The 23781-nt window shown below is 41.1% G+C and carries 19 protein-coding genes; 11 read left to right on the top strand and 8 right to left on the bottom strand.

The annotated features are described in order from the left end of the window. The first annotated feature begins 58 nt into the window (after positions 1-58). On the top strand, positions 59-967 hold the full coding sequence (locus CLV57_RS09805; protein ID WP_100341117.1) for an NAD(P)/FAD-dependent oxidoreductase: 909 nt from the start codon (positions 59-61) through the stop codon (positions 965-967). Here CLV57_RS09805 and CLV57_RS09800 read toward each other — a convergent pair. The 4 genes from CLV57_RS09800 to proS form a co-directional block, all read right to left on the bottom strand. Further along, positions 957-1772, bottom strand: a complete 816-nt coding sequence (locus CLV57_RS09800; protein WP_100341116.1) for a TIGR02757 family protein — start codon at positions 1770-1772, stop codon at positions 957-959. The genes CLV57_RS09805 and CLV57_RS09800 overlap by 11 nt on opposite strands. A gap of 12 nt (positions 1773-1784) precedes the next feature. Next, a complete protein-coding gene (locus CLV57_RS09795) occupies positions 1785-2177 on the bottom strand; it encodes a hypothetical protein (protein WP_100341115.1) in 393 nt (130 codons plus the stop codon). Then, the gene (locus CLV57_RS09790; protein ID WP_100341114.1) at positions 2178-3326 is read right to left on the bottom strand and encodes a cystathionine gamma-synthase; all 1149 of its coding nucleotides are present in this window, start codon (positions 3324-3326) and stop codon (positions 2178-2180) included. Positions 3327-3448: 122 nt separating this feature from the next. After that, the gene (proS, locus tag CLV57_RS09785; protein ID WP_100341366.1) at positions 3449-4921 is read right to left on the bottom strand and encodes a proline--tRNA ligase; all 1473 of its coding nucleotides are present in this window, start codon (positions 4919-4921) and stop codon (positions 3449-3451) included. Between the two features lie 137 nt (positions 4922-5058). Here proS and CLV57_RS09780 point away from each other — a divergent pair, with 137 nt between their 5' ends. The 4 genes from CLV57_RS09780 (at position 5059) to CLV57_RS09765 (ending at position 10364) form a co-directional block, all read left to right on the top strand. Further along, positions 5059-5937, top strand: a complete 879-nt coding sequence (locus CLV57_RS09780) for a DUF5320 domain-containing protein (RefSeq protein ID WP_100341113.1) — start codon at positions 5059-5061, stop codon at positions 5935-5937. A 22-nt stretch (positions 5938-5959) separates the two neighbouring features. Then, positions 5960-7456, top strand: coding sequence for an OmpP1/FadL family transporter (locus tag CLV57_RS09775; protein ID WP_157799119.1), 1497 nt, complete (start codon positions 5960-5962; stop codon positions 7454-7456). A gap of 519 nt (positions 7457-7975) precedes the next feature. Beyond that, positions 7976-9511 (top strand): PAS domain S-box protein, encoded by a 1536-nt coding sequence (locus tag CLV57_RS09770; RefSeq protein ID WP_100341111.1) that lies wholly within the window; start codon positions 7976-7978, stop codon positions 9509-9511. Positions 9512-9662: 151 nt separating this feature from the next. After that, a complete protein-coding gene (locus tag CLV57_RS09765) occupies positions 9663-10364 on the top strand; it encodes a VIT1/CCC1 transporter family protein (protein ID WP_100341110.1) in 702 nt (233 codons plus the stop codon). A 7-nt stretch (positions 10365-10371) separates the two neighbouring features. Here the strand turns inward: CLV57_RS09765 and CLV57_RS09760 are convergent, their stop codons facing one another. The 3 genes from CLV57_RS09760 to argS all read right to left on the bottom strand — a co-directional run bounded on the left by CLV57_RS09760 (position 10372) and on the right by argS (position 14175). Further along, a complete protein-coding gene (locus tag CLV57_RS09760; RefSeq protein WP_100341109.1) occupies positions 10372-11127 on the bottom strand; it encodes a DUF481 domain-containing protein in 756 nt (251 codons plus the stop codon). Continuing rightward, entirely contained in the window at positions 11127-11975 is an 849-nt protein-coding gene (locus CLV57_RS09755) for an SDR family oxidoreductase (RefSeq protein ID WP_100341108.1), read from the bottom strand. Before CLV57_RS09755 ends, CLV57_RS09760 begins: the two co-directional genes overlap by 1 nt. Positions 11976-12411: 436 nt before the next feature. After that, entirely contained in the window at positions 12412-14175 is a 1764-nt protein-coding gene (gene argS, locus CLV57_RS09750; RefSeq protein ID WP_211290044.1) for an arginine--tRNA ligase, read from the bottom strand. A 182-nt stretch (positions 14176-14357) separates the two neighbouring features. Here argS and CLV57_RS09745 point away from each other — a divergent pair, with 182 nt between their 5' ends. The 6 genes from CLV57_RS09745 (at position 14358) to CLV57_RS09720 (ending at position 23139) form a co-directional block, all read left to right on the top strand. Continuing rightward, a complete protein-coding gene (locus CLV57_RS09745; RefSeq protein WP_211290043.1) occupies positions 14358-15809 on the top strand; it encodes an arginine deiminase family protein in 1452 nt (483 codons plus the stop codon). A 38-nt stretch (positions 15810-15847) separates the two neighbouring features. Then, complete coding sequence (ctlX, locus tag CLV57_RS09740; RefSeq protein WP_245856921.1) at positions 15848-16792, top strand: citrulline utilization hydrolase CtlX; 945 nt, start codon at positions 15848-15850, stop codon at positions 16790-16792. Between the two features lie 152 nt (positions 16793-16944). Next, positions 16945-18333 carry an arginine decarboxylase gene (locus CLV57_RS09735; protein WP_100341106.1) on the top strand — a complete coding sequence of 463 codons (1389 nt, stop codon included), beginning with the start codon at positions 16945-16947 and terminating at the stop codon, positions 18331-18333. A gap of 104 nt (positions 18334-18437) precedes the next feature. Beyond that, positions 18438-20525: a ComEC/Rec2 family competence protein gene (locus tag CLV57_RS09730; RefSeq protein WP_100341105.1), complete on the top strand. Its 2088-nt coding sequence runs from the start codon at positions 18438-18440 to the stop codon at positions 20523-20525. A 40-nt stretch (positions 20526-20565) separates the two neighbouring features. After that, positions 20566-21210 carry a DUF4412 domain-containing protein gene (locus tag CLV57_RS09725; RefSeq protein ID WP_100341104.1) on the top strand — a complete coding sequence of 215 codons (645 nt, stop codon included), beginning with the start codon at positions 20566-20568 and terminating at the stop codon, positions 21208-21210. A 60-nt stretch (positions 21211-21270) separates the two neighbouring features. Then, a complete protein-coding gene (locus CLV57_RS09720; protein WP_100341103.1) occupies positions 21271-23139 on the top strand; it encodes an LTA synthase family protein in 1869 nt (622 codons plus the stop codon). On the opposite strand, the gene CLV57_RS09715 is transcribed toward CLV57_RS09720, so the two are convergent. Then, complete coding sequence (locus CLV57_RS09715; RefSeq protein ID WP_100341102.1) at positions 23136-23744, bottom strand: hypothetical protein; 609 nt, start codon at positions 23742-23744, stop codon at positions 23136-23138. The genes CLV57_RS09720 and CLV57_RS09715 overlap by 4 nt on opposite strands. Between the last annotated feature and the right edge of the window lie 37 nt (positions 23745-23781).

Raw genomic sequence — 23781 nt, 5'->3', positions numbered from 1 at the left:
TCAAAATTAACAAAAGCAACTATGTTGCATTTGTTAATTTTAGTTTTAGTTTTGCGTCATGGAAACCAATTTTGATGTTATAATTATTGGCGGCAGTTACGCCGGATTATCGGCAGGTATGGCGCTTGGAAGGTCACTACGGAGCGTGCTTATTATTGACGATGGGAAGCCCTGTAACAAGCAAACCCCACATTCGCATAATTTGATTACTCACGATGGGGAAACACCTGCAGCCATCGCATTAAAAGCCAGGCAACAGGTAGCTGCTTACAATACGGTACAATTTAAACAAGGCCTTGCTACCAGCGCAAAAAAGCATGATGGATGCTTTATAGTCACTACTGATGACGGGAAAAGCTTTAGCGCGGGAAAATTACTTTTTGCTACCGGCGTTAAAGATATTTTGCCCGACATACCTGGTTTTTCTGACTGCTGGGGTATTACTGTACTGCATTGCCCCTACTGCCATGGCTACGAGTTCAAGAACGTATCTACCGGAATTTTCGGAAATGGTGATGAAGTTTTTGAGTATGCTAAGCTGATAAGTAACTGGACTAAAGAGCTCACCATTTTTACGAATGGCCCCGCTGAATTAAGCAACGATCAATCAGACATGCTAAAACGCAACCAGATCACTGTAAACGAATTACCCGTAAAGCAATTAATACACAATAATGGCGTATTGAAAAAAATTACATTCACCAACGGTTTGGAACAGGAAGTTAAAGCAATTTATCACCGACCGGTTTTAAAGCAGCATTGCAACCTGCCCGAAGAATTAGGATGTGAGTTGAACGAACATGGTTTTATACAGGTTGATAATATGCAGCAAACCACAGTACAAGGTGTGTTTGCGGCAGGCGATAATACTACTATGTTCCGCTCTTTAGCCGTGGCTATTGCTGATGGCAGCAAGGCTGGCGCAGTTATAAATAAACTTTTAGTAGAAGAGCGATTTAAATTTTAGGCAAAATACCTTCCAATCCCCAGCGCTCCTCAATGCCTAATCCAAACAAAGCGAAATCGTACTTAACAGGGTCTTTAGGGTCAAAATCTTTAAGGCGTTCTGTTAATTCAACTGCTGTCTGCCAGTCGGTTTGTTTACGGCTAATGAGGTTTAGCTTACGCGCTACACGGTCAACATGCAGATCGCAAGGCATAATAAGGTCGGCGGGCTTTATGCGGTGCCAGATGCCAAAATCAACACCATTGTTGTCTTTTCGTACCATCCAGCGTAAAAACATATTGAGACGCTTACAGGTTGATTTTTGCGAAGGAGACGACACATGCTTTTTAGTGCGGTGAGGGGAATCATCCAGAGAGAAAAAGTAAGAGCGAAAGCCCCCCAGCCCCCTAAAGGGGGAGTAATTGCCGTCCGGAGGAATGAATGCATCCTCTAACGATTCGTGATTTGAATAATGATGCGTGAAAAAAGAAATGAAGTAAAGCGTGTCAATATCATTGAAAGTACGGTGCTTAAATTTCAGCAACCTGGCCAGATCGGGCTCCTCATGATTAATAATAAAATCATATGGAGCTCCGTCCATCAGGGCAATCAACTCTTTACATTTATTGATGATGGTAACACGTTGGCCCCAGGCCAGTGTAGCAGCCCAAAAACCCATTATCTCAATATCTTGTTTCTTGCTAAATAGATGTGGGATAGAGATGGGGTCGTTCTTTATGAAATCAGGACGGTTGTATTGCTCAACTTTGGCATCGAGAAATTCCTTAATCTGCGTCGCTTTACTTAATTCAGAACTATTAGGCATAATGATATAGTTCTATTCAGTTTTAGCGTTTTTTCCACTGTAAAACAGCCAACCGAATATTAGAGCATAAATGCCATATATCACCGCAAATATCCAAAACGCTTTTGGCAGCAACGGATTGGTAATCAATTGTTTTATCAGTGCCATCGCTCCCACAAAAAAATTGCTAAAGTTAGCAACCGAGACCGGTTTATTGTAAATGCCACCAATAACCGACCATTGCGACATCCAATTCAACATAGCGAACCCAAAGTAAAGGCCGCCATGCAGTTGCAAAATCAATACAGATGATTTATTAAAATCAGCTTCCAATCCATTTAAAACTTCAGCAGGTGCAAAAGTTAGTATAATACCTATGGCGCTTAAGAATAAAGCGCTTGAGGCCATTATTAAACGAGTATTCATTTATTTATCAATGCTTAGCGCATGCTTCAAATCTTCCAACAGATCGTCAACATCCTCTACTCCAACACTTAGCCGGAGCAAGTTGTCTACCACCCCCACTTTTTCACGGGCTTCCTTTGGTATAGAAGCGTGTGTCATGGTAACAGGGTGGTTAATTAGTGACTCCACGCCGCCTAAGGACTCAGCTAAAGAAAACACTTTAAAAGATGATGCCACCTTAAAAGTTTCCTTCAGGTCTGCACCTTTTAAAGTAAAGGATATCATGCCACCAAAATCGCGCATCTGTTTTTTAGCAACCTCGTGATTGGGATGGTCTGTAAAACCAGGCCAATAAATTTTATCAATGCGTAGATGTGTTTTAAGGTATTCAGCAATCTTTCTTCCGTTGTCACAATGCGCTTTCATACGTAAATGAAGCGTTTTTATACCGCGAAGTACCAAAAAGCTATCCATCGGTCCGGGAGTGGCCCCACAAGCGTTATATATAAAGAACAAACGCTTGTATAACTCCTCATCGTTCATCATCAACGCACCCATCACTACATCGCTGTGACCACCTATATATTTGGTTACAGAGTGCATTACAATATCAGCACCCAAGTCAATAGGATTTTGAAGGTATGGCGAAGCAAACGTGTTATCAACCACAGTTAGCAACCCTTTTTCTTTTCCTATCTTGGTAATGGCCTTAATATCCACTATCTGCATAGTAGGATTAGTAGGCGTTTCAATCCAGATCAGTTTGGTTTTGTCGTTTGAGTATTCCCTTATTATTTCCGGATTTGACAGATCCAAAAAATGAAACTTAATACCGTAGTTAGCAAATATTTTGGTGAAGATGCGATAAGAACCACCATAAAGGTCATCTCCGGTTATTACTTCATCACCGGGTTGAAGCAACTTCATCACAGCATCGGTAGCACCCATTCCGCTCGAAAACGCAAGTCCGTATTTTGCATTCTCCAACGCGGCCATACAATTTTCTAAAGCCTTACGTGTGGGATTGGTTCCACGCGAATACTCGTAGCCTTTATGGTCTCCCGGCGATTGTTGCCAGTAAGTTGATGTTTGATATATCGGCGTCATTACCGCGCCGGTAGTCGGATCGGGCTCCTGCCCTGCGTGTATAGCTTTTGTAGCGAATTTCATACCCCCTCCGCCCCCTAAAGGGGGAACTTTTATTCTCAAACCCAAAGGTGTGAGATTGGTTTACTTTTTAATTACACAACCCATAAAGCTTTCAAAGCTCCCCCTTTAGCGGGTTGGGGAGCTTAATAAGCCCTTGCAAACAATACTCTTTGAGTTGACGGTTTCCCTGTCAAAATACACTTACCTTCTTCCTGTTTATTATCTAAAGGTATACAGCGTATAGTAGCCTTGGTTTCGTCTTTTATGCGTTGTTCGGTTTCAGATGTGCCATCCCAATGGGCAGATAGGAAACCTGGTTTCTCATCTAACAAACGTTTAAACTCTTCATAGTCGTTAACTTCGGTAGTATTTTCAACTCTGAAGTTAGCGGCTTTTTGGTAAATGTTATTCTGTATCTCTTCAAGCAACGCTTCAATTTTATTAGCCAAACCGTCCTGATTTACAGTCTCTTTTGTTTTAGTGTCTCTTCGAGCCAACTCGACGGTACCATTCTGCATATCACGACTACCAATTGCAACACGCAACGGAACGCCTTTTAACTCATACTCGGCAAACTTAGCACCCGGGCGGTGTGTATCGCGGTTATCAAATTTAACTGATATACCTTTTGCTTTTAATTCGGTGTTTAATGCATTAACATAGTTGGTTATGTTTACCAATTCTTCATCATGCTTGTAAATAGGCACAACCACAACTTGTATTGGCGCCAGTTTTGGTGGCAATACCAAACCAGCATCGTCAGAATGCGCCATTATTAAGGCACCTATCAAACGCGTTGACACTCCCCATGAGGTTGCCCAAACGTAATCCTGTTTATTATCTCTGGTAGTAAATTTTACATCAAAAGCTTTTGCGAAATTTTGCCCTAAAAAGTGGGAGGTTCCGGCTTGTAATGCTTTCCCATCCTGCATTAAAGCTTCAATACAATAGGTATCTAACGCACCTGCAAAGCGTTCGTTAGCAGTTTTACGTCCTTTAACTACAGGCAGCGCCAACCAGTTCTCAACAAAATCTGCATAAACGTTCAGCATTTGTTCTGTTTCAGCAATGGCTTCTTCGGATGTTGCATGAGCGGTATGACCTTCCTGCCATAAAAACTCGCTTGTACGCAAAAATAAACGTGTACGCATTTCCCACCGCATTACATTAGCCCATTGGTTAACCAATATGGGCAGGTCGCGGTAGGATTGTATCCAACCCTTATACGTATTCCAGATAATGGTTTCTGAAGTTGGACGAATGATCAGTTCCTCTTCCAGCTTGGCTTCTTCGTCAACAATAATATTACCCTCGCCATCATTTTTTAGGCGATAGTGAGTAACCACGGCGCACTCTTTAGCAAAGCCATCAACGTGACTGGCTTCCTTTGAAAAAAAAGATTTTGGGATAAGTAAAGGAAAATAAGCATTGCTGTGGCCGGTGTCTTTAAACATTTTATCAAGCACACCCTGCATCTTCTCCCATATAGAGTAACCATAAGGCTTAATGATCATACACCCTCTAACAGGTGAGTATTCGGCCATATCGGCCTTAATTACCAGGTCGTTATACCATTGCGAGTAATCTTCATCTTTACTTATAACACCTTTGCTCATACGTTGAATAGAATTTGACTTTATATTTTTATAGTTTAGCATCCAAATTTATAAATTTATACGTTATTAGCCTATGTTAATTAAACCTTATCGGCTTTTATCTGTCTAATTTTATAAATCTGCCAATACATAAAACTATGCGCAACCTAAAATATTTAATTGCTATCTGTGTTATAAGCTTGAGTGCCTGCTCAACCAGCCAGAAGTTAGCATCTACGCCGGGCGCTGATGACGACGACGTATATTTTACCCAGGCAAAAGCCGGCGACGAGATAATGTATGCCGACGACAGCTATCAGGCTAATGGTTACAATAACAATGGCTACAATAGCGACGAGTACTATTATTATGGTGATTATGCTTCACGCATCAATCGTTTTGATTATTACTCACCCTTTGGCTATAATAGCTTTTACTACGGCTATTCGCCTTACAATTCAATGAGATGGGGCTTGGGCTACGGCATGGGCGGCTGGAATAGAGGCTTAGGCTTTAATTATGGCTTTGGCTGGGGTTATGACCCTTTCTTTTATGGAGGTATCTATTCACCATACTTTTATGACCCATTCTACGCATCATTTTATGGCTATGGCTGGGGATTGGGCTATGGTTATGCCTATTCACCTTGGGGCTACCCGGGCATTGGCGGTTACGGTTGGGGATATGGCGGCGGTTTTGTAACCGGCGGTTATTCAAGACAAAATCCTCGTCCGGTTTATGCAGGTGGTACATCGGCAACGGTAGCAAGACCGGGCCGTACAACCGTTTATGAAACAATGCCGGGCCGCAGGCCAGGTGACCTGAGCACACAAAGCATTTACAGTACAGGCGGACAAACAAGAGCTGTTCGTTCTACAAGCTCACGCGATGGTCAAACACGCCAGGTTATTCAACAGGTAGACCGCAGGCCAACATATAATCCTGCTCCTGCCCCATCACCAAGCTTTGGTGGCGGCGGCGGTGGAGGCAACTCCGGTGGCGGAGGTGGTGGCGGTGGCCGTCCGGTTAGACCATAAACTTTTTAGCTGACATAACACTATGAGAATAAAACATATAATGTGCCTTATAGCTTTGACAGCTATAGGCAAAAGCAGCTTTGCTCAATATGCCAAAGATGCCATACGCTTTTCAACCGGACAAACCGGTACCACCTCAAGATTAAAGGGAATGGGTAGCGCTAATGTTGCCGTAGGTGGAGACCTGACTTCGGTTGGTGGAAACCCGGCAGGTTTAGGTTTTTTTACGCGCTCGGAGATTAGTATAACGCCTGAGTTTAACGGCACTAAAAATAACGCCTCCTACCTTGGTGAAAACAGCAGTGGTTCTAAAAACTCCGGAAACCTTAACAACTTTTCTGCTGTGTTTTACAGTAGGATGAACACGCCACGCGGACGTGATAAAACTAAAGGCTGGCTGAGCGTTAACTTTGGAGTGGGATATAACCGCACTAATGATTTTGGCGATAATATCAATTACGGCGGCACAAATAAGGCTAATTCAATTAATGATTACTACGGCACCTTAGCTACCAATTCAGGCACAACAGGCGACTTTGTTCAAGGATACGCCTACGATCATTTCCTGATAGATCAGTACGGAACTGCAGGTAATTATGAAGCCAATAACCCTCGTAACGGGGCAAATTTGGTAACACCTGTAAAGCAAGCAAATGCAATTACCCGTACGGGTGGCCAATCAGAATTTAACCTATCTTTAGGTGCCAATTACAGCAATAAACTTTATCTGGGTTTTGGTATTGGTATAACCAGCTTGCGTTATAATTCAACCAATATGTTCAACGAGGTTGGCTCTGTCAACAATGACGATGGTACCACAGGTGTTTTCAGTGTTAAAAACTATAATTCAACCTATAGCCAGTTTCAGGCTACTAGGGGTGCAGGCTTTAACGCTAAAATTGGCGCCATATATAAGATTGAAGAGAATGTTAGGTTAGGCGCGCAAATAACCAGCCCTACCTGGATGAGCATTGACGACATTTACAGCGAAAGCCTTAATACATCTTACAGCACCAATAATAAAAGATACAATAGTGTGTCGCCAGATTATACGCTGACCTACACCATGCGTACACCTTTTAAAGCTGCCGGTGGTTTATCTGTGTTTTTTGGTAAAGCAGGTTTTATAACCGGCGATGTTGAGTATGTTGATTACAGCTCAACCAAAATAAATAGCAGCGATGCTTTTGATGCCTCTTACGATAACTCTATTATCCGCAACAACTATAAAGGTGCGGTTAACGCTCGCTTCGGCGCTGAGGTGAAAGTAGCTACGAACTTAATGTTACGCGGCGGTTATGGTTTGTTAGGCAGTCCGTTGAAAACTGATGGCAAAACTACCACTATGGGAACAGCCGGTTTAGGTTACCGTTTTGGCACCTACTATATTGACGCTGCTTATCAACATGTTTCGGCCACCCAGGTTATCAACCCATACCTGTTAACTTCAGGCACTCCGGGTGCTAATGTTAACAGGGTGAACGACAATCTTTTCCTTACTTTAGGAGTACGTTTTTAACATCGTAATCATAACATAAAAAAACCTCCGCCTAACCGGCGGAGGTTTTTTTATTTCGACAACCCTTGCTACACTATGTTGTCCCACATAAATATGCGGCACAGTATTTTTTTAGTTTATATTTTATTTATAAACAACTATAAATCAAATATTTAATTAAAACAAACTATTCAGTTACCGATTTTTCTGTTCAGCACTTTCAGTAATGAAAAATTTTGGTCCACCAAATGGGACAAGGTTCAGTACACTAAGTAGATTCGCGAAACACTACACTTAAATTCCCCCCTCATAAAAGATGCAATAGGCATAGTACTCGTATATGAGGTATAATAATATCCGGCATCAAAGCTAAGCAGTACTATTATCACCTTGTATTGCACAGGGCGAGAATTGTTAGAGACTATAAATGCAGACTATAGTAAAACCATTATCTCTAAACAAAAAAGCTTGCTTACCGTAAAAATTTGCATATTGTAGTAGTGTTTATCTTTATCACACTAACAATGCCAATTATAATTAATGAGATCGGCCGCGTTTAAAATAGCTGCAATTTATATTGTTGTTGCGCTGGCATGGATAGCCCTTAGCGATAACCTGCTTGACATGGTGCACATCAGCGCCAACCGCGCCAACATGGTGTACCTTAACATTGCTAAAGGTTCATTATATGTAATTTTTACAGGTGTAATGCTGTATAAACTTATTGATAAATACAACAGCCGTTTAGCCGCCAGCGAGCAACAGTACCGTAGTTATTTTGACAACAATCCATCACCCATGTGGATATACCGGCAAGACACGCTGCAGTTTACCGATGTTAACGATGCTGCCGTAAACCATTATGGCTACACCCGCGATGAATTTAAACAAATGCGCGTGCTTGATATCAGGCCAACTCAGTATAGAAAAGAGCTTTCAAAAATTATAAAAACGCTTCCCGAAGGCTACAATGATGTTGGCACCTGGGTGCATCAAAAAAAGAATGGTGATCTGATAGATGTGCAGATCAGTTTGCAGCACATCAAAAACAACGGTGAAAACAAGATAATGGTGCTGGCTAAGGATGTTACAGAACTTAAACGGCTTGAACAAGAAAAAAATGATTATCTGCTACGTTTGGAAGATACGCTTAACAGTATAAGCGATGCTTTTTTTCTATTAGACAAAAACTGGAACATTAGCATGGCAAACGCCATGTTTGAAAAAATATCTGGCTTAAAGCGGACGGATGTAAATGGGAAAAACTTTATGCAGGTTTGGCCAAATGGAGCCGACTCCCCTTTTTATCACCATTATAAAAAAGCGTTATCAGAAAAAATCACAGTAAAGTTTGAAGGGTATGGCATCAACGTAAAAAAATGGCTAAGCATGTCATGTTATCCAACCCAAGAGGGTTTAGCTGTTTATTTAACTGACATTACAGAAAGTAAAGAAAAAGATCTGAAACTGGAGTTGGCATTGGAAAGATATAACCAGGCTGCCGCAGCATCACAGGATATGTTGTATGAATTTGATCTGTTAACCAACAAAGTGTCGTACTCAGAAACCAAGGGACACTTTATAGGTTTAGAAAAATATATCATCTCTGACCCAGCCAATGCATGGCTGTCACTTGTACATGTTGATGACCTACCGGTATTAACATCAACCATGGCCAAAGCGTTAAGTGCCAATGCAACCAAATATGCCTGCGAGTATCGTGTAAATTGTGGTAATGTTAATTATCGTTGGGTAAGTGATAAGGCCAGTATTATTTATAACGAGCAACAACAACCGCTGCGGATGGTTGGATCAATACGTGATATAAACGACATTAAAGAGCAGGAAGAATCTCTTAAACATCAAAATAACATATTGCGGGAAATTGCCTGGATCGAATCACACGAGATACGCAGACCATTAGCATCTATACTTGGTCTGGTTGAATTGGCCAATACCTGCAACCGTGAAGAGTTAAACGAAGTATTGAGTTATTTAAAGTTCTCTGCTGATGAATTAGACCAGATGGTTCGCAAAATAACTTCAAAAATTGATGAAGCCGAGGTTGATAATTAAGCAGCACCATAATGCAATTATTCTTTACAAGTATTGATATTTCCTGCATACAAGTTACTGTCTGTTCTTAATTTATTTCAATTACCAAATCCGGCGCAAAAGGCTTACTTTAGCTATCGCATCATCATATTTCAACAAATAAACAGCAAACATGCTCACTATAGACAATTACCTTGATACCCATTACATTAACAGGAGCAATTGGTTGCGGGCAGCGGTTTTGGGCGCTAACGATGGTATTATATCTGTATCGAGTTTAGCTATTGGGGTGGCGGCCGCCAGCAGTACACGCGAGCCCATTGTATTGGCTACTGTTGCCAGCCTGGTTGCGGGTGCGCTCTCCATGGCAGCGGGTGAATATGTTTCTGTAAGCTCACAAACCGATACTGAAACTGCCGACATTGCCCGTGAAGCAATTGAGCTGCAGGAGATGCCGGAAGAAGAGTTACAAATGCTTGCCCAGATCTATGAACGCCGTGGTTTGAAAAAAGAAACCGCCATGCTGGTGGCACAGGAATTAACCGAACATGATGCACTGGGCGCGCACGTGCGTGATGAACTGGGTATTACTGAAATAAGCCAGGCTAACCCTATACAGGCAGCATTGGCTTCGGGCGCATCGTTTACAGCCGGTGGCATATTACCTGTGTTAGCGGTGTTGTTTTGCCCTGTTAAAGCCATGGAATACTACTTATATGCCTTCACCATTGTTGCCTTGATGATATTAGGTGCGGTGGCAGCGAAAACAGGGGGCGCAACCATAGGTAAGGCTGTTTTACGTATTACTATTTGGGGTACTTTAGCCATGGGGCTTTCGGGCGTGGTGGGCTATATTTTTGGAGTGAAAGTTTAAATCGATCTCAAAAATACTTTTCAAAATTCAATCCATACGTAAACAGCAAGTTTTCGCCTCCAGTGCGGTTTTGCCTATTGTAATTGAGCGATGAACTTACACTTATCCAGCTGCGTAGCTTAAATTGCAAGCTACTGGCAGAACGGATAATGTAGTCATAACGGCGGTCTAATGAGTTTTGTAAGAAGGTGCTGCTCTCAAAAGTTACCAGGTTGTTGATGTTAAACTTCATGGCCAATCTCAAGGAATTACGATAGGTATGGTAAACGCTTCGGTTTCCATCTATCATCAGGTCGCTGGCATCATATAAAATACCATCACTTAAATTTAGATAAGCATTGGGTTTATCAATAATGTTGTAAGCCAAGCCCCCACCTGCCAGTAACTGATTATTTATTTTAAGCGAATAACTGGTGTTGTAATTTAATAATCCCCAATAATAAAAGTGCTCAGGCCCCTTGTAAACGTTAAAGTCAACAAACGACGAATAATCATTATTGGTAAGCCCAACGTTTTGCCGCCCATAGATCCAAGTGTTCGTAAAATTAAAAGAGATCACCTTTTTGCGGATATTAAACTTAAGGTTATTATTAAGCAGGTAAGCTGTGTTGCCATTAGCTTTGTTAATAGAGCCTGTTGGCGCAAAACTGACATGATAGAAGGTGCTATCATTATATTGTGCGCTGGCAGAATAAGCCGAACCCAATAAGGCAAAAAGCAACACGCATGTTACGTAATATGTGAGCTTTATTTTAAACTTCATTAGCCGTTTACTACTTCCCCACCGTTAACATGTAACACCTGCCCGGTTATAAATGAGGCATCATCTGAAGCTAAAAAGACATAAGCCGGACCTAACTCTGATGGCTGCCCTGCCCTTTCCATTGTGGTTTGCGTACCGAATTTTTCTATATCTTCTTTTTTGAAAGTTGATACAATAAGCGGTGTCCAAACCGGCCCAGGTGCCACCGCGTTCACCCTTATTTTACGTTTAGACAGGTTGGTAGCCAATGAGCGGGTAAAAGATGTAATGGCGCCTTTGGTAGATGAATAATCAATAAGGTGCGGCGATGAACGATAGGCTGTTACTGAAGTGGTGTTGATAATGGTATCGCCCTCCTGCATGTGCTTAAGAGCAGCATCAGCAAAATAAAAGTAAGCGAATATATTGGTTCGAAAGGTTTCTTCCATGTTCTTATCGCTTATCTGCTCCATTTCATCTTCGGGTATTTGCATACCGGCGTTGTTGACCAATATGTTTAATTGACCAAACTCCTTGAACATCTTTTCCACCGCTTTTTTACAGAAAGAGCTTTTTTTAACGTCGCCTTTTATGAGCAGGCACTTCCGGCCAAAACGCTCAACTTCTTTCAGTGTTTCCAGCGCGTCAACGTCCTCATTAAGATAAACAATGCCTACATCGGCACCCTCGCGGGCGTAGTGTATGGTTACTGCGCGACCAATACCGCTATCTCCCCCTGTAATTAAGGCAACTTTGCCCATTAATTTACCGGCAGCTTTATAACCTGGTTTAATATACTCGGGGCGTGGGTCCATTTCAGCCTCAATGCCGGGTTGTTTATTCTGTTTTTTTGGAACTTTTGTTGCCATGGCGATACGGGTTATTTGTTTTTACAACCTTATCGTTTAAAAGAATGTTTGGCAAAATGTGAAATAGAGGGTTTCTACTTAGAAACATCCTGTCATTCCGGAGCGATAGCGAAGAATGTTGTCCCACTCACATTTAACGCGCGATAAGCCGCGGGGTAAGCACAGCGTATAAGATCCTTCACTGCGTTCAGGATGACAACATCCTGTCATTCTGGAGCGATTAGCGAAGAATCTTGTCCTACTATCATTAACGCGCGCTAAGCCGCAGGGTAAGCCCAGCATATAAGATCCTTCACTGCGCTCAGGACGACAACATCCTGTCATTCTGGAGCGATAGCGAAGAATCTTGTCCCACTAACATTTAACGCGCGCTAAGCCACAGGGTAAGCACAGCGTATAAGATCCTTCACTGCGTTCAGGATGACAAAAGTGGTAGCTACATCCGCTCCGGCACCGCAATGCCCAGCAAATTCATCCCCTTGCTGATCACCTTGGCCGAAGTCGCAGATAATTGCAAACGGAATTGTTTAGCCTGTTCATCAGGAGCCTGCAAAATGGAATGCTCATGATAGAACTTATTGTATGATTTAGCTATTTCGTATACATAATTAGCAACAATGCCTGGGTTATGGCCTTTTGCGGCTTCAGCGATAATTTCGGGAAACTTGCTCAGTAATACAATCAGATCGCGTTCCTCGGTAGCTAATTGCGTCGGCTCAACTGCAGTGCCGTTAGTTGTAGCCCTGTTCAATACAGATTTGATACGCGCATGAGTATACTGTATAAATGGCCCCGTGTGCCCTTGAAAATCAACCGACTCGTTAGGATCAAACAATAAACGTTTTTTAGGATCGACTTTCAGCAGGAAGTATTTTAAAGCGCCCATACCTATGGTATGGTAAAGCTCCTGCTTGTCTTCTTCGCTGAAATCATTCACCTTACCTAACTCTTCGGTTACCTGTTTAGCAGTGGCCTCCATTTCGGCAATCAGGTCGTCGGCATCAACTACTGTGCCTTCACGAGATTTCATTTTACCCGACGGCAGGTCAACCATACCATATGATAAGTGGTACAAACCTTTAGCCCAGCTTTTTTGCAGTTTCTCCAATATCAGAAAGAGTACTTTAAAGTGATAATCTTGCTCATTACCGACCACATAAATAGACTCGTTCATGCCAAACTCATCATATTTCAGTTGAGCTGTACCCAGATCCTGTGTTATATAAACCGAAGTACCATCAGAGCGACGTACCAGTTTTTCATCCAGCCCATCGGCAGTCAGGTCTATCCAAACAGAGCCGTCTTCTTTTTGGAAGAAAACGCCTTTGGCCAATCCTTCTTCAACAATATCCTTGCCTAATAAGTAAGTGTTTGACTCGTAGTAAAACTTATCAAAATCAACACCCAGCGCTTTATAAGTTTTGCCAAAGCCATCATAAACCCAGGTGTTCATGGTTTTCCAAAGCTCAATTACATCGCTATCGCCTGCTTCCCATTTTTGTAAAAGGATTTGAGCCTGCTTAATAAGCGGAGCATGCTTTTTGGCCTCTTCCTCGGTTTTGCCTTCGGCTTTTAAAAACTCAATTTCCTTTTTGTATTCCTTATCAAAAATTACATAGTATTTGCCCACCAAGTGGTCGCCTTTCATACCTGCCGACTCCGGCGTTTCGCCGTTGCCGTAAAGTTGCCAGGCCAGCATTGATTTGCAAATATGTATACCCCGGTCGTTAACCAGGTTTGCTTTCACCACATCGTAACCGGCAGCCTTTAATATCTCGGCTACAGAAAAACCCAGCAGGTTATTACGCACGTGGCCCAGATGAAGCGGCTTGTTTGTATTAGGTGATGAGTACTCTACCATTACCTTTTTGCTATTGGGTTGAAAAACAGCAAAATCTTCTGTGGCTATATTGCTATATAACTCGTCTATCCAATATTCATCGGATAACGAAATGTTCAAAAATCCCTTTATTACATTAAATGCCGAAACCTGCGGAACTTCATTTTTGATGAACTCGCCAATATCGGTACCTGTTTGCTCAGGACCTTTGCGAGAAAATTTGGTGAACGGAAAAGTAACAACAGTTATTTGTCCTTCAAATTCTTTGCGGGTTTCCTGTAGATTGATTTCAGCAGAGGTAATGTCGGTATTGTAAATATGTTTAACAGCCTTTACAACGGCATCTAATATAAAGTTCATCAGGGCAAAATTAGTCATTTACTCCGGAAGTCTGAAAGTCGGTAAGTCCGAAAGATTATTTTGAGGGTTCGGTAGATTTAAGTTTTTGTTAACCTACTATAAACAAATTGCTTATTAACATATTGTATAGGTTTGTGTTGGTACAAATTAATTTTTTTCGGATAGATTTGTGATTAGTGAACATGGAAAAACAACCTGAAATGAATATAAACGTAGGTTCTGAAATAGGGACTTTACTTGCTTTGCTGATACATAGTCCGGATAGCGGACTGGGCCGTGTAGTGCCCTCAAAAGCGCAGGATTGGCTCTTTGAGGATATTGTACACCTTGAAAACATGCGCAAAAACGAGTATGATTATTACGTTAAACTGCTGCTTTATTTCCTCGATCCCGAAAAGATCAAAGGCAAACTGAAAGATATAGATGCTAAAGAAAACAACCGCGATTTTTTTAAGCCGGATAATGAAGCTTTCCATTCTTCAACAAAAGTTATAGAAATACAATGTCTGCTTGCGGATATTTTAACAGATGACGGCATTCGCAAAAAAATGGTGGCATCGGTTTGTGCTATTGAGGGCTGCACGTACGGTTTACAGCAAAAACTGATTAACACACCACCGCTTGAACTGGCGAAAATATTTATATCCGGCTCTTTAACCGGCTCTGAAATGATCTTCGCTCCTATCCCTAATCTTATTTTTTCCAGAGATCTGGGTGTTGTAGTAAACGACCATATTTTACTGAACCGCCCGGCTAAGAAAGCCCGCTCACGCGAAACCTTGCTGATGCGTTATATATTTTTTAATCACCCTTTGTTTGAGGCTTACCGTGATAAGATAATTGAAGTAGCCGAGACCAAGCAGCACTTTTTGCGCCCGGGTGAAGCAAACGACGAAAAAACTACTATTGAGGGTGGCGATTTGATGATGATTGCTCCTAACCATTTAATAATTGGTTGCAGCGAGCGCACCTCTATTAGTGGTGCAAACGAAGCGATAAAACAGCTATTTGAAAAAGATGTGGTTAAAAAAGTCACCATTGTTAAAATACCACACAAGCGCGATTATATGCACCTGGATACGGTTGTTACGCAGGTTAAACGCAATGTTTGGGTGTTGTTGAAATCATTAAGCGGTTCAGAAAAAGAGCAGCCGCAGAATGATGCAGTAGCGTGGTTTTCGGAAAAGAAAAACAAGGAAAAAACAGAAATTGTACAGTTCAGGCAAGATAAAAAACCTAAAACATTTGCCTCGTTAGAGGCTCTGCTGGATAATATTAGCAGAAAGGACTTGGGCAGTAACGAACCAACCCAATTCATTTACTCGGGCAATGATGAGTTTCCGTTCGACGCCCGAGAACAGTGGACAGACAGTTGTAACCTGCTTGCGCTTAAAGAAGGCGTTGTATTGGGTTACGACCGCAACGACCGTACCGTAGCGGCATTTAAACAAAACGGCTTTAAAATTATTAATGTTAAGGAGCTGCTCAAAAAAATTGAAAATGATGAGACAGACCCGCATCAAATGAAAGATACGCTGATACTGATGCCATCGGCTGAACTTTCAAGAGCGCGTGGTGGGTTTCATTGTATGAGCATGCCGCTTTGTAGAGAATCATTGGTCAATAGTCATTGATTCAATACAGAAACGCAACCACTAATGACGCAAAGCAAATGACTAATGACCAATATGCGAAGCAAATGACCAACACGATATTAATGATCCGCCCGGCGAGTTTCGGATTTAATGAGGAAACCGCAGGTAGTAACGCTTTTCAAAACCGCGTTACCGGTAACGACTTGCAGGATAAGGCCGTAGCAGAATTTGACGCGTTTGTTAAAGCTTTAAGAGATAATGGCGTTAACGTTATTGTTATTGATGACACTGTTGAGCCGGCCAAGCCCGATGCAATATTCCCTAACAACTGGGTCTCATTCCACGAAAACGGAGATGTAGTACTCTACCCAATGCAGGCAGAAAATCGCCGTTTGGAGCGCAGAGAAGATATTATCAGAAAACTGGAAGAACAGTTTAAGGTGGCTCATATAATAGATCTGAGCCGGTTTGAAACACAGGATAAATTTCTGGAAGGTACCGGCAGCATGGTGCTGGATAGGGTAAATAAAATAGCTTACGCTTGTTTATCGCCGCGAACTGACACGGACGTTTTACATACCTTTTGTGAGCACACAGGGTATAAGCCGGTATGGTTTACTGCAGTAGACCAAAATAGGCAGGCCATTTACCATACCAATGTTTTGATGACGGTGGCCGAAAAATACGTTGTGATTTGTTTGGATGCTATCGATGACGATGATGAGGCTGAACGTGTGATAGACACTATCGCAGAAAGCGGCAAGGAGATAATTGCCCTCAGCTTTGAGCAAATGAATCAATTTGCAGGCAACATGCTTGAAGTGAAAAATGATAAAGGCGAAAGTCTCATAATAATGTCTAAGACAGCATGGAAATCTTTATCAGACGAACAAAAAGAAGTTTTAGAAAGCTACAGCAAACCCATTTACGCAGATATAAAAACTATTGAACAGACAGGAGGCGGAAGTGCCAGATGCATGATGGCAGAGGTGTTTTTACCGGTTTTAGTCGATGGTCAATAGTCCATTGTCCGTAGTTAACGGTATTACGACAACCGCTATCGACCATTGGCTATGGACTATGGACCGATAAATTACATTCCAACCATAAAAATCGTATGATAAGTATTGATTTATTCCGTTTAAAAATTACATTTTTGCGAAAATTTTAATAGATGCAGAGTTACCAGGAATTTCTTGACTTAAGCGTTGGCTTTCCTCAAGAGGGTTTTGAGATCATCGATGACGAATTGTACTTTCATGATCTTAACTTAATGGAAATGATTGAAACGTATGGCACCCCCCTGCGCTTCACTTATTTGCCAATGGTTACCAAAAAGATACAACAGGCTAAACTGTTGTTCCAGCAGGCAATCATCAAAAACAATTATCGCGGCAGCTATAAGTATTGTTATTGCACCAAAAGCTCGCATTTTAAACACATTGTTGAAGAGGCTTTAAGGAATGATATTCACCTGGAAACTTCTTCGGCTTTTGACATGCCTATGATTGATGCCCTTGAGAAAAAAGGCGTTATCACCAAGGATATGACGGTTATATGTAACGGCTTTAAAACTTTTCAATACAAGCAATATATAGTTGATATGTTGCATGACGGTTTTAAGAACATCATTCCTGTGCTTGACAATAAGGAAGAGTTTAACCTGTATGATGATGAAATTGAGATGAATACTCCCTGCAACCTGGGTATCAGGATAGCTGCGGAGGAACAACCCGACTCTCAATTCTATACTTCGCGTTTAGGTATCCGTATGGAAGACATTATTGATTTCTATTACAATAAGATAGAAAGCAACCCTAACTTCCAGGTAAAACTATTGCACTTCTTTATTAACTCGGGTATATCTGACACGCCATACTATTGGAACGAGTTAGAGAAATACGTTACGCTGTATTGTAAATTCAAAAAAATCAATCCACATCTGGATACTTTAGACATTGGCGGCGGTATGCCTTTTAAAGACTCACTGGTATTTGACTTTGACTACGAGTACATGATCAACGAGATCGTTAAGCGTATTAAAGAGATCTGTGCTGAAAACGATACCATAGAACCAGACATCATTACTGAGTTTGGTAAATACACCTGCGCTGAAGCGTCAGGTATATTATATAAAGTTTTAGGTCGTAAACAACAAAACGACCGTGAGCGCTGGTTGATGTTGGATGGTTCATTTATTACCAACCTGCCTGATGTTTGGGCGCTTAACCAAAAATATATTCTGTTACCTATTAACAACTGGGATTCTGAATATGAGCGCGTAAACCTTGGTGGTATTACCTGCGACGGTCAAGATTATTACAACCAGGAAGCACATATGAACAGCGTGTTTATGCCTAAAACACGTAAAGTGCAATACCTGGGCTTTTTCAACACTGGCGCATACCAGGAAGTATTAAGCGGTTATGGTGGTATACACCATTGCTTACTGCCATCGCCTAAGCATGTTATTATTCGCCGCAACAGAGATGAAACTTTCAACTTTGAAGTGTTTGGCGAAGAACAAAACAGCAAGCAGGTATTGAAGATATTAGGTTATTAGTTTTTTAAAGATTAGTAATTGAAGATTAAAGATTAGTTGTTGATATTTACCAGCTGAAGGGTCACAACTAATCTTTAATCACTAATCTTTAACGTCTTATCACCATGTTTGCCAATCACAAAGGTGAAATTCCTTTTGTAATCCTGCTTATCCCATTTATTGCAGGAATTGGTTTCGCAATTTCCTTCCCTAATTCACAGATCAACCATGTTATCACCAGTATACTTATAGCTTTAAGTATAGGGTACATTGCACTGAATTTCAGCTATAAATATCTTTCGCTTTACAAACAACCGTTAATTGGCGGAGCAAGTGTTTATTCTATTTTATTCTTATCGGGATGGGTTTGTGCGGCTCAATACAATCAATTTAAAAGCGCAAGCCATTTTTCAAAACACACAAACGAACAACTGGTAGTAAGCATAGCTAATGAGCCGGTTATTAAAAACGGATATATTAGGTTTGCGGCCAATGTAAACGAGGTTGTCAATAACAAACAGCGTTCTTCAGTAATTGGTAAGTTGCTTGTCAGCATTAAAGATAGCGCCGCCTTTAACCTAAGTTATGGCGATGTTTTATTGATAACTGCAAAATATAATGAAGTTGACCCTCCATTTAATCCGGCGGAGTTTAACTATAAGCAATACCTTGCCAATCAGAACATCTATCATCAGGCTTACCTCTACCCTAAGCAATACGCCGTTGTTGGTCATAATAAGGGTATACCAATTATTGCCTACTCATTGCAATTAAGACAACAATTGGTTAATAGTTTCAGGAAGCATATGACGGATACTTCTGCCATTGCAGTTGCATCAACCATGATACTTGGATATAAAGCAGACCTAAGCGAGGATGTTTTAAACGCTTATACCAACACCGGCACTTTGCATGTACTGTCAGTATCTGGTGCGCATGTGGCTATTGTATTTATGCTACTGAACTGGGGGTTATTGTTTTTAAACCGGTTCCGATATGGAAAAATAATAAGGGCCTTGTTAATAATTGCTTTAATATGGGGCTATGCACTTTTAACCGGCTTATCTCCGGCCGTTAATCGCGCCGCTTTAATGATCAGCCTCATCATCATTGGCAACAACTTTTATAGGTACGTTAATGCTTTGAACCTGTTGGCTGCCTCAGCTTTTGCATTGTTACTTTACAATCCGTATTACATTACCGATGTTGGCTTTCAGCTATCCTATCTGGCTATTGGCGGATTAACTATTTTTCAGCCGGTGCTGTATAAAAGCTTCGAGTTCCGGAATAAATGGATGGATAAGTTATGGTCGCTTTGCTCTTTTTCCATAGCGGCACAATTGATTACATTTCCGCTAAGTGCATATTACTTTCACCAATTCCCGGTTTATTTTCTCTTAAGTAACCTGTTTATTTTACTACCGGTAATTGTTATTATGTATGTTGGGTTTGCATTTCTTGTATTATCAAATATTCCGTATGCGGGAGATGCATTAGGCTTTTTGCTGGAAAAAAGCATCATCATCATGAATAAAGGTCTCGCATTGCTTGAGCACCTCCCCTTCGCCAGTTTGAATAAATTATGGATAAGCAAAAATGATTATTTATTGCTGTACGGAATCATTATCTTATTCTTCTATTTTCTTTTCAACAAAAACAAACGCTTGCTCAATTGGTCGCTTGCCCTGATTGTTGTTTTAGCTATTAGTTTGGGCTGGAAAAAAGTTGATAGCTCATCAACAAGCGGCATCACTTTTCTTAACTTGAAAAAAAACAGAGGCATCGTGTTTAAAAACGGATCAAATGCTGTTGTACTATCTGATTTAAAACCTGATGAAAAAAATTACAAATACGCCATTCAACCCGGCTTAGATAGTACAAAAGTAGTAAACGTAAAAACTTACTCTTTTGCAGCGGACTTCAGTTTACCATTAATCAGAAAGAAAGGTAATGTAATTCAGTTTCTGGATAAAAACCTGCTTTTGCTTGACAGCTCAACACTTATTACAGACAATAAGGTAAATATTGACTATGCCTATGTAAGCCAAAATGCTGATATAAAGGTTGTTGAAAACTATAGTTCCAAATTATTGATTATCAACGCAGATAACAGCAATAGATACACCGATACAATCGTTAGATATTTATTGAAAAACAATAGAAAGTTTTATTCGCTTAAACGTAACAAGGCCTTAAACCTTCCATCTAATTAAATATCTTAGTAAAGCTTATTTTAAATATAAAATCAAACTAATGAACAAGTCAATTTTAAAAACAGCGCTGTTTGCAGCATTCGCCTCATTTGGTATTAGCGCAAACGCTCAAAAAGTATATACCGAAGGTGTTGCAAATTACACTGTATCGTCGCCTATGGGTAGCGCGGATACTAAAGTGTACTTTACAACTGACTCAAGCGCTGCTGTAACCGATAATGGTATGTATACGGCTAAAATAGTGTCTGACAGTAAAAATACTTACACCGCAGTTTTGGTTGATGTGCCTGCAATGTCAATGCGCAAAGTTGCCGTGCTTACGCCCGCAGAAGTTACGCAAGTTAATGGTGAGATACCTAAATTAACTTTTACCCCGACTACAGAAACCAAGCAAATAAACGGTTTTAACTGTAAAAAAGTAACTGCCAAAGATCCTAAAAGCGGAATGGATATTGAGTTGTGGGTAACTAATGATATAAAAGCACCGGTAACATCAATCACCAAACCTTTTACCGATGCAGGTGGTACTCCGGTAAAATTTGTAACGGTTCAACAGGGTCAAACTGTTAACGTAGAGCTAAAGTCAATGGCTGGTGATAAAGTACCCGCTGGTACCTTTGGTATTCCGGCTGGCTATGATAAGTTGTCATTTTCAGCTTTGAAAGCTTTAGGCGGTCAGCAATAACAGGTTTTTTTAAAAAGGTTTCTCAAACGTCATGCTAAAATAAAGTACTTTTGCCATCCGATGTTGAGAAACCTTTTTAGCTTTATTCGTTTCTTCCTTTTCTGGCTGCTGTTTTTTGCTATAACACGGGCCACGTTCGAGATTTACTTTCGTGAACATCTGCACGGCGTATCTGCGCTCGATATAATAAAAACCTTCATATACGGCATCCGCATGGATGCTTCTGCTGCGGCATATGTAGCTATAATACCATTACTGGTTTTCATTGTTGAATGGTTTGTTGGCCGCAGATTAGTAAAGCCTGTCTGGCTGCGTATTTATGTTTGGTTTTTAGTTTTCTTAGCCAGCTTAATTGCTATTGTTGACCTCGGCATATTTACTGAATGGGGTGCTAAGGTTAACTTCAGGGCATTTGAAACGTTGTATAATTCCCCCGCGGAGTCTATGTCTTCAACAGCATCGGCGCCTATCGCTTTGCATATCACTATTGGCGTAACATTGCTTACGCTTGGCGTTGTGCTGTCATATTTCATTATTGACTTTAATGTAGAGTACCCCAAAGTTTCTAAACGGACTAAGGCACTGTATTCGGTGGGCCTGTTGCTTATAGACTTTATTATTCTACGGGGCACATTAACGCCTACCCCTATTAACCAAAGTGCTGGTTACTTTTCAGATAATCAATTGCTTGACCTGGCGGCGCAAAACACGGAGTGGAATCTGGCTAATAACGTGTTTGAAAACCTGCGTCATCCGTACAACCCTTACAATTTTATGCCTGAAAAACAGGCCGAGGAAATTGTTGCCAATAATTATAAGGTTGAAAAAGACACAACCGTAAAAGTGCTTACTACTGATCGCCCCAATGTGGTGATCATTCAATTAGAAAGTTATACTGCTGATCTGATAGAATCATTAGGTGGTGAAAAAGGTGTATCGCCCAACTTTGAAAAACTCGCTAAACAAGGTTTGTCATTCAATAATATTTACGCGGCGGGAGACAGAACAGACAAGGGCGTAATTGCCATTTTAAGCGCCTTCCCATCACAGGCTATACGCACCATTATTGTTGATACCGTTAAACAAAGAAAGCTTCCATCGCTGATGACTGAGTTCAAAGATACCGGCTATCATACCTCCTACTTTTATGGGGGACATAGTAATTACATGAACTTTGACACCTACATGTATGACCATAAAACCGACCTGATATTTGACAAGTCGCGCATACCGGCTGATCAGATAGGTTCGGTTTGGGGAGCTCATGACAATATTCTTTTCCAAAAAAATGTAGTAGAGCTGGGCAAGTTTAAACAACCGTTTTTCTCGTTGGTTCAAACATTAACTAATCATGAGCCATTTGTATTGCCAACACCTCCGCATTTTAAGGGTAAAGACTTGTCGGAGCAGTTTAAGAGTACCGCGTGGTTTACAGATTCCTGCTTAAATGCTTATCTGGAAACTGCCAAAAAACAGCCCTGGTATAAAAACACTTTGTTCATTATTGTAGCCGATCACGGTCACCGTTTACCGCGTAGTACTTCGTGGGCTTACAGTCCTGCTAAATACCATATCCCTTTATTATTTTATGGAGAGGTGATAAAACCGGAATATCGTGGTCAGAAAATTACGAAGCTAGGTAACCAAACAGACATCGCGGCTACCCTGCTTGCGCAATTGGGTTTGGCGCATAACAATTTTAAATGGTCAAAAAACCTGCTCAACCCTTATAGCAAACAGTTTGCATTTTACGATTGGGATAATGGCTTCGGCTTTTTAACGCCGGAACAAGGAATAGCTTACGACAGCCAGGGCCAGCGCATTATCTACAGAAAACACCCAAACGCTGATGCCCGCTTAACAGAAAAAGCCCTGCTCAATGGCAAAGCTTTTATGCAGCAGATATATACAGAATATTTGGCTTATTAATCCACCTCTTTAGCCAGCGCTTCAACCCAACTATTAAATAACCGCGTTTCTATCTCCACAGCTTTGTCAGCGTGCTTTTGCCAGTCAGGTGAGAATTTATGCAATTGAGCAATCATTTCCTCCAAGTGCCCTTCCTCTTCCAGAATGATAGATTTGACGTTTACTTTGCTCCCGGCATCGTCTAAAGCCTGTTGATATATCGGGTACAGTTCGTCTGCGCGCACTTCAATAGCATAAGTAACTAACAAGTAAGCTGCAAAGCGCAGCTCTTTGCCTGAAAGCCCAAGCTCCTTTTTTAAGTAACGCGATACGTCAACATCTAAAACATTTAAATAATATTTGCTGTAAGCTGGCGCTATCAGATAGTCGTTGGCGTAGGTAGGGCAAAGGTCCTTACCTGTTTTCTCTATCTGCTTTTTAAGATAGAAGGCGTGACGATGCTCTTCGGCAGCATGTTTTAAAATGATATAGGTAACGGTGACAGGATCTTCGCTGGCTGATATTTTACGTGCACCAGTATTCTCCATTAACGACAGCGTATTTAGAAATCTGGCATGTAACTGAGTATCGGCAACTATTTTGGGTAATATATAATTTAAACTCATGATATTTTCTTAAAAATAAAAAATGGATGGAGAACAC

Origin of the sequence: Mucilaginibacter auburnensis, from assembly GCF_002797815.1 — a bacterium.
Classification (GTDB): domain Bacteria; phylum Bacteroidota; class Bacteroidia; order Sphingobacteriales; family Sphingobacteriaceae; genus Mucilaginibacter; species Mucilaginibacter auburnensis.
The sequence above is the reverse complement of the archived record's forward strand: the minus strand, read 5'-3'. Positions and strand labels throughout refer to the sequence as shown.

Coding starts and splice junctions, on each gene's coding strand:
- CLV57_RS09725 (WP_100341104.1), top strand. CDS start 20,566: ATGAACAAGTCAATTTTAAAAACAGCGCTGTTTGCAGCATTCGCCTCA.
- argS (WP_211290044.1), bottom strand. CDS start 14,175: ATGAACTTTATATTAGATGCCGTTGTAAAGGCTGTTAAACATATTTAC.
- CLV57_RS09805 (WP_100341117.1), top strand. CDS start 59: ATGGAAACCAATTTTGATGTTATAATTATTGGCGGCAGTTACGCCGGA.
- CLV57_RS09800 (WP_100341116.1), bottom strand. CDS start 1,772: ATGCCTAATAGTTCTGAATTAAGTAAAGCGACGCAGATTAAGGAATTT.
- CLV57_RS09730 (WP_100341105.1), top strand. CDS start 18,438: ATGTTTGCCAATCACAAAGGTGAAATTCCTTTTGTAATCCTGCTTATC.
- CLV57_RS09715 (WP_100341102.1), bottom strand. CDS start 23,744: ATGAGTTTAAATTATATATTACCCAAAATAGTTGCCGATACTCAGTTA.
- CLV57_RS09765 (WP_100341110.1), top strand. CDS start 9,663: ATGCTCACTATAGACAATTACCTTGATACCCATTACATTAACAGGAGC.
- CLV57_RS09760 (WP_100341109.1), bottom strand. CDS start 11,127: ATGAAGTTTAAAATAAAGCTCACATATTACGTAACATGCGTGTTGCTT.
- CLV57_RS09780 (WP_100341113.1), top strand. CDS start 5,059: ATGCGCAACCTAAAATATTTAATTGCTATCTGTGTTATAAGCTTGAGT.
- CLV57_RS09790 (WP_100341114.1), bottom strand. CDS start 3,326: ATGAAATTCGCTACAAAAGCTATACACGCAGGGCAGGAGCCCGATCCG.
- CLV57_RS09745 (WP_211290043.1), top strand. CDS start 14,358: ATGGAAAAACAACCTGAAATGAATATAAACGTAGGTTCTGAAATAGGG.
- CLV57_RS09795 (WP_100341115.1), bottom strand. CDS start 2,177: ATGAATACTCGTTTAATAATGGCCTCAAGCGCTTTATTCTTAAGCGCC.
- CLV57_RS09755 (WP_100341108.1), bottom strand. CDS start 11,975: ATGGCAACAAAAGTTCCAAAAAAACAGAATAAACAACCCGGCATTGAG.
- CLV57_RS09775 (WP_157799119.1), top strand. CDS start 5,960: ATGAGAATAAAACATATAATGTGCCTTATAGCTTTGACAGCTATAGGC.
- CLV57_RS09735 (WP_100341106.1), top strand. CDS start 16,945: ATGCAGAGTTACCAGGAATTTCTTGACTTAAGCGTTGGCTTTCCTCAA.
- ctlX (WP_245856921.1), top strand. CDS start 15,848: ATGACTAATGACCAATATGCGAAGCAAATGACCAACACGATATTAATG.
- CLV57_RS09770 (WP_100341111.1), top strand. CDS start 7,976: ATGAGATCGGCCGCGTTTAAAATAGCTGCAATTTATATTGTTGTTGCG.
- proS (WP_100341366.1), bottom strand. CDS start 4,921: ATGAGCAAAGGTGTTATAAGTAAAGATGAAGATTACTCGCAATGGTAT.
- CLV57_RS09720 (WP_100341103.1), top strand. CDS start 21,271: ATGTTGAGAAACCTTTTTAGCTTTATTCGTTTCTTCCTTTTCTGGCTG.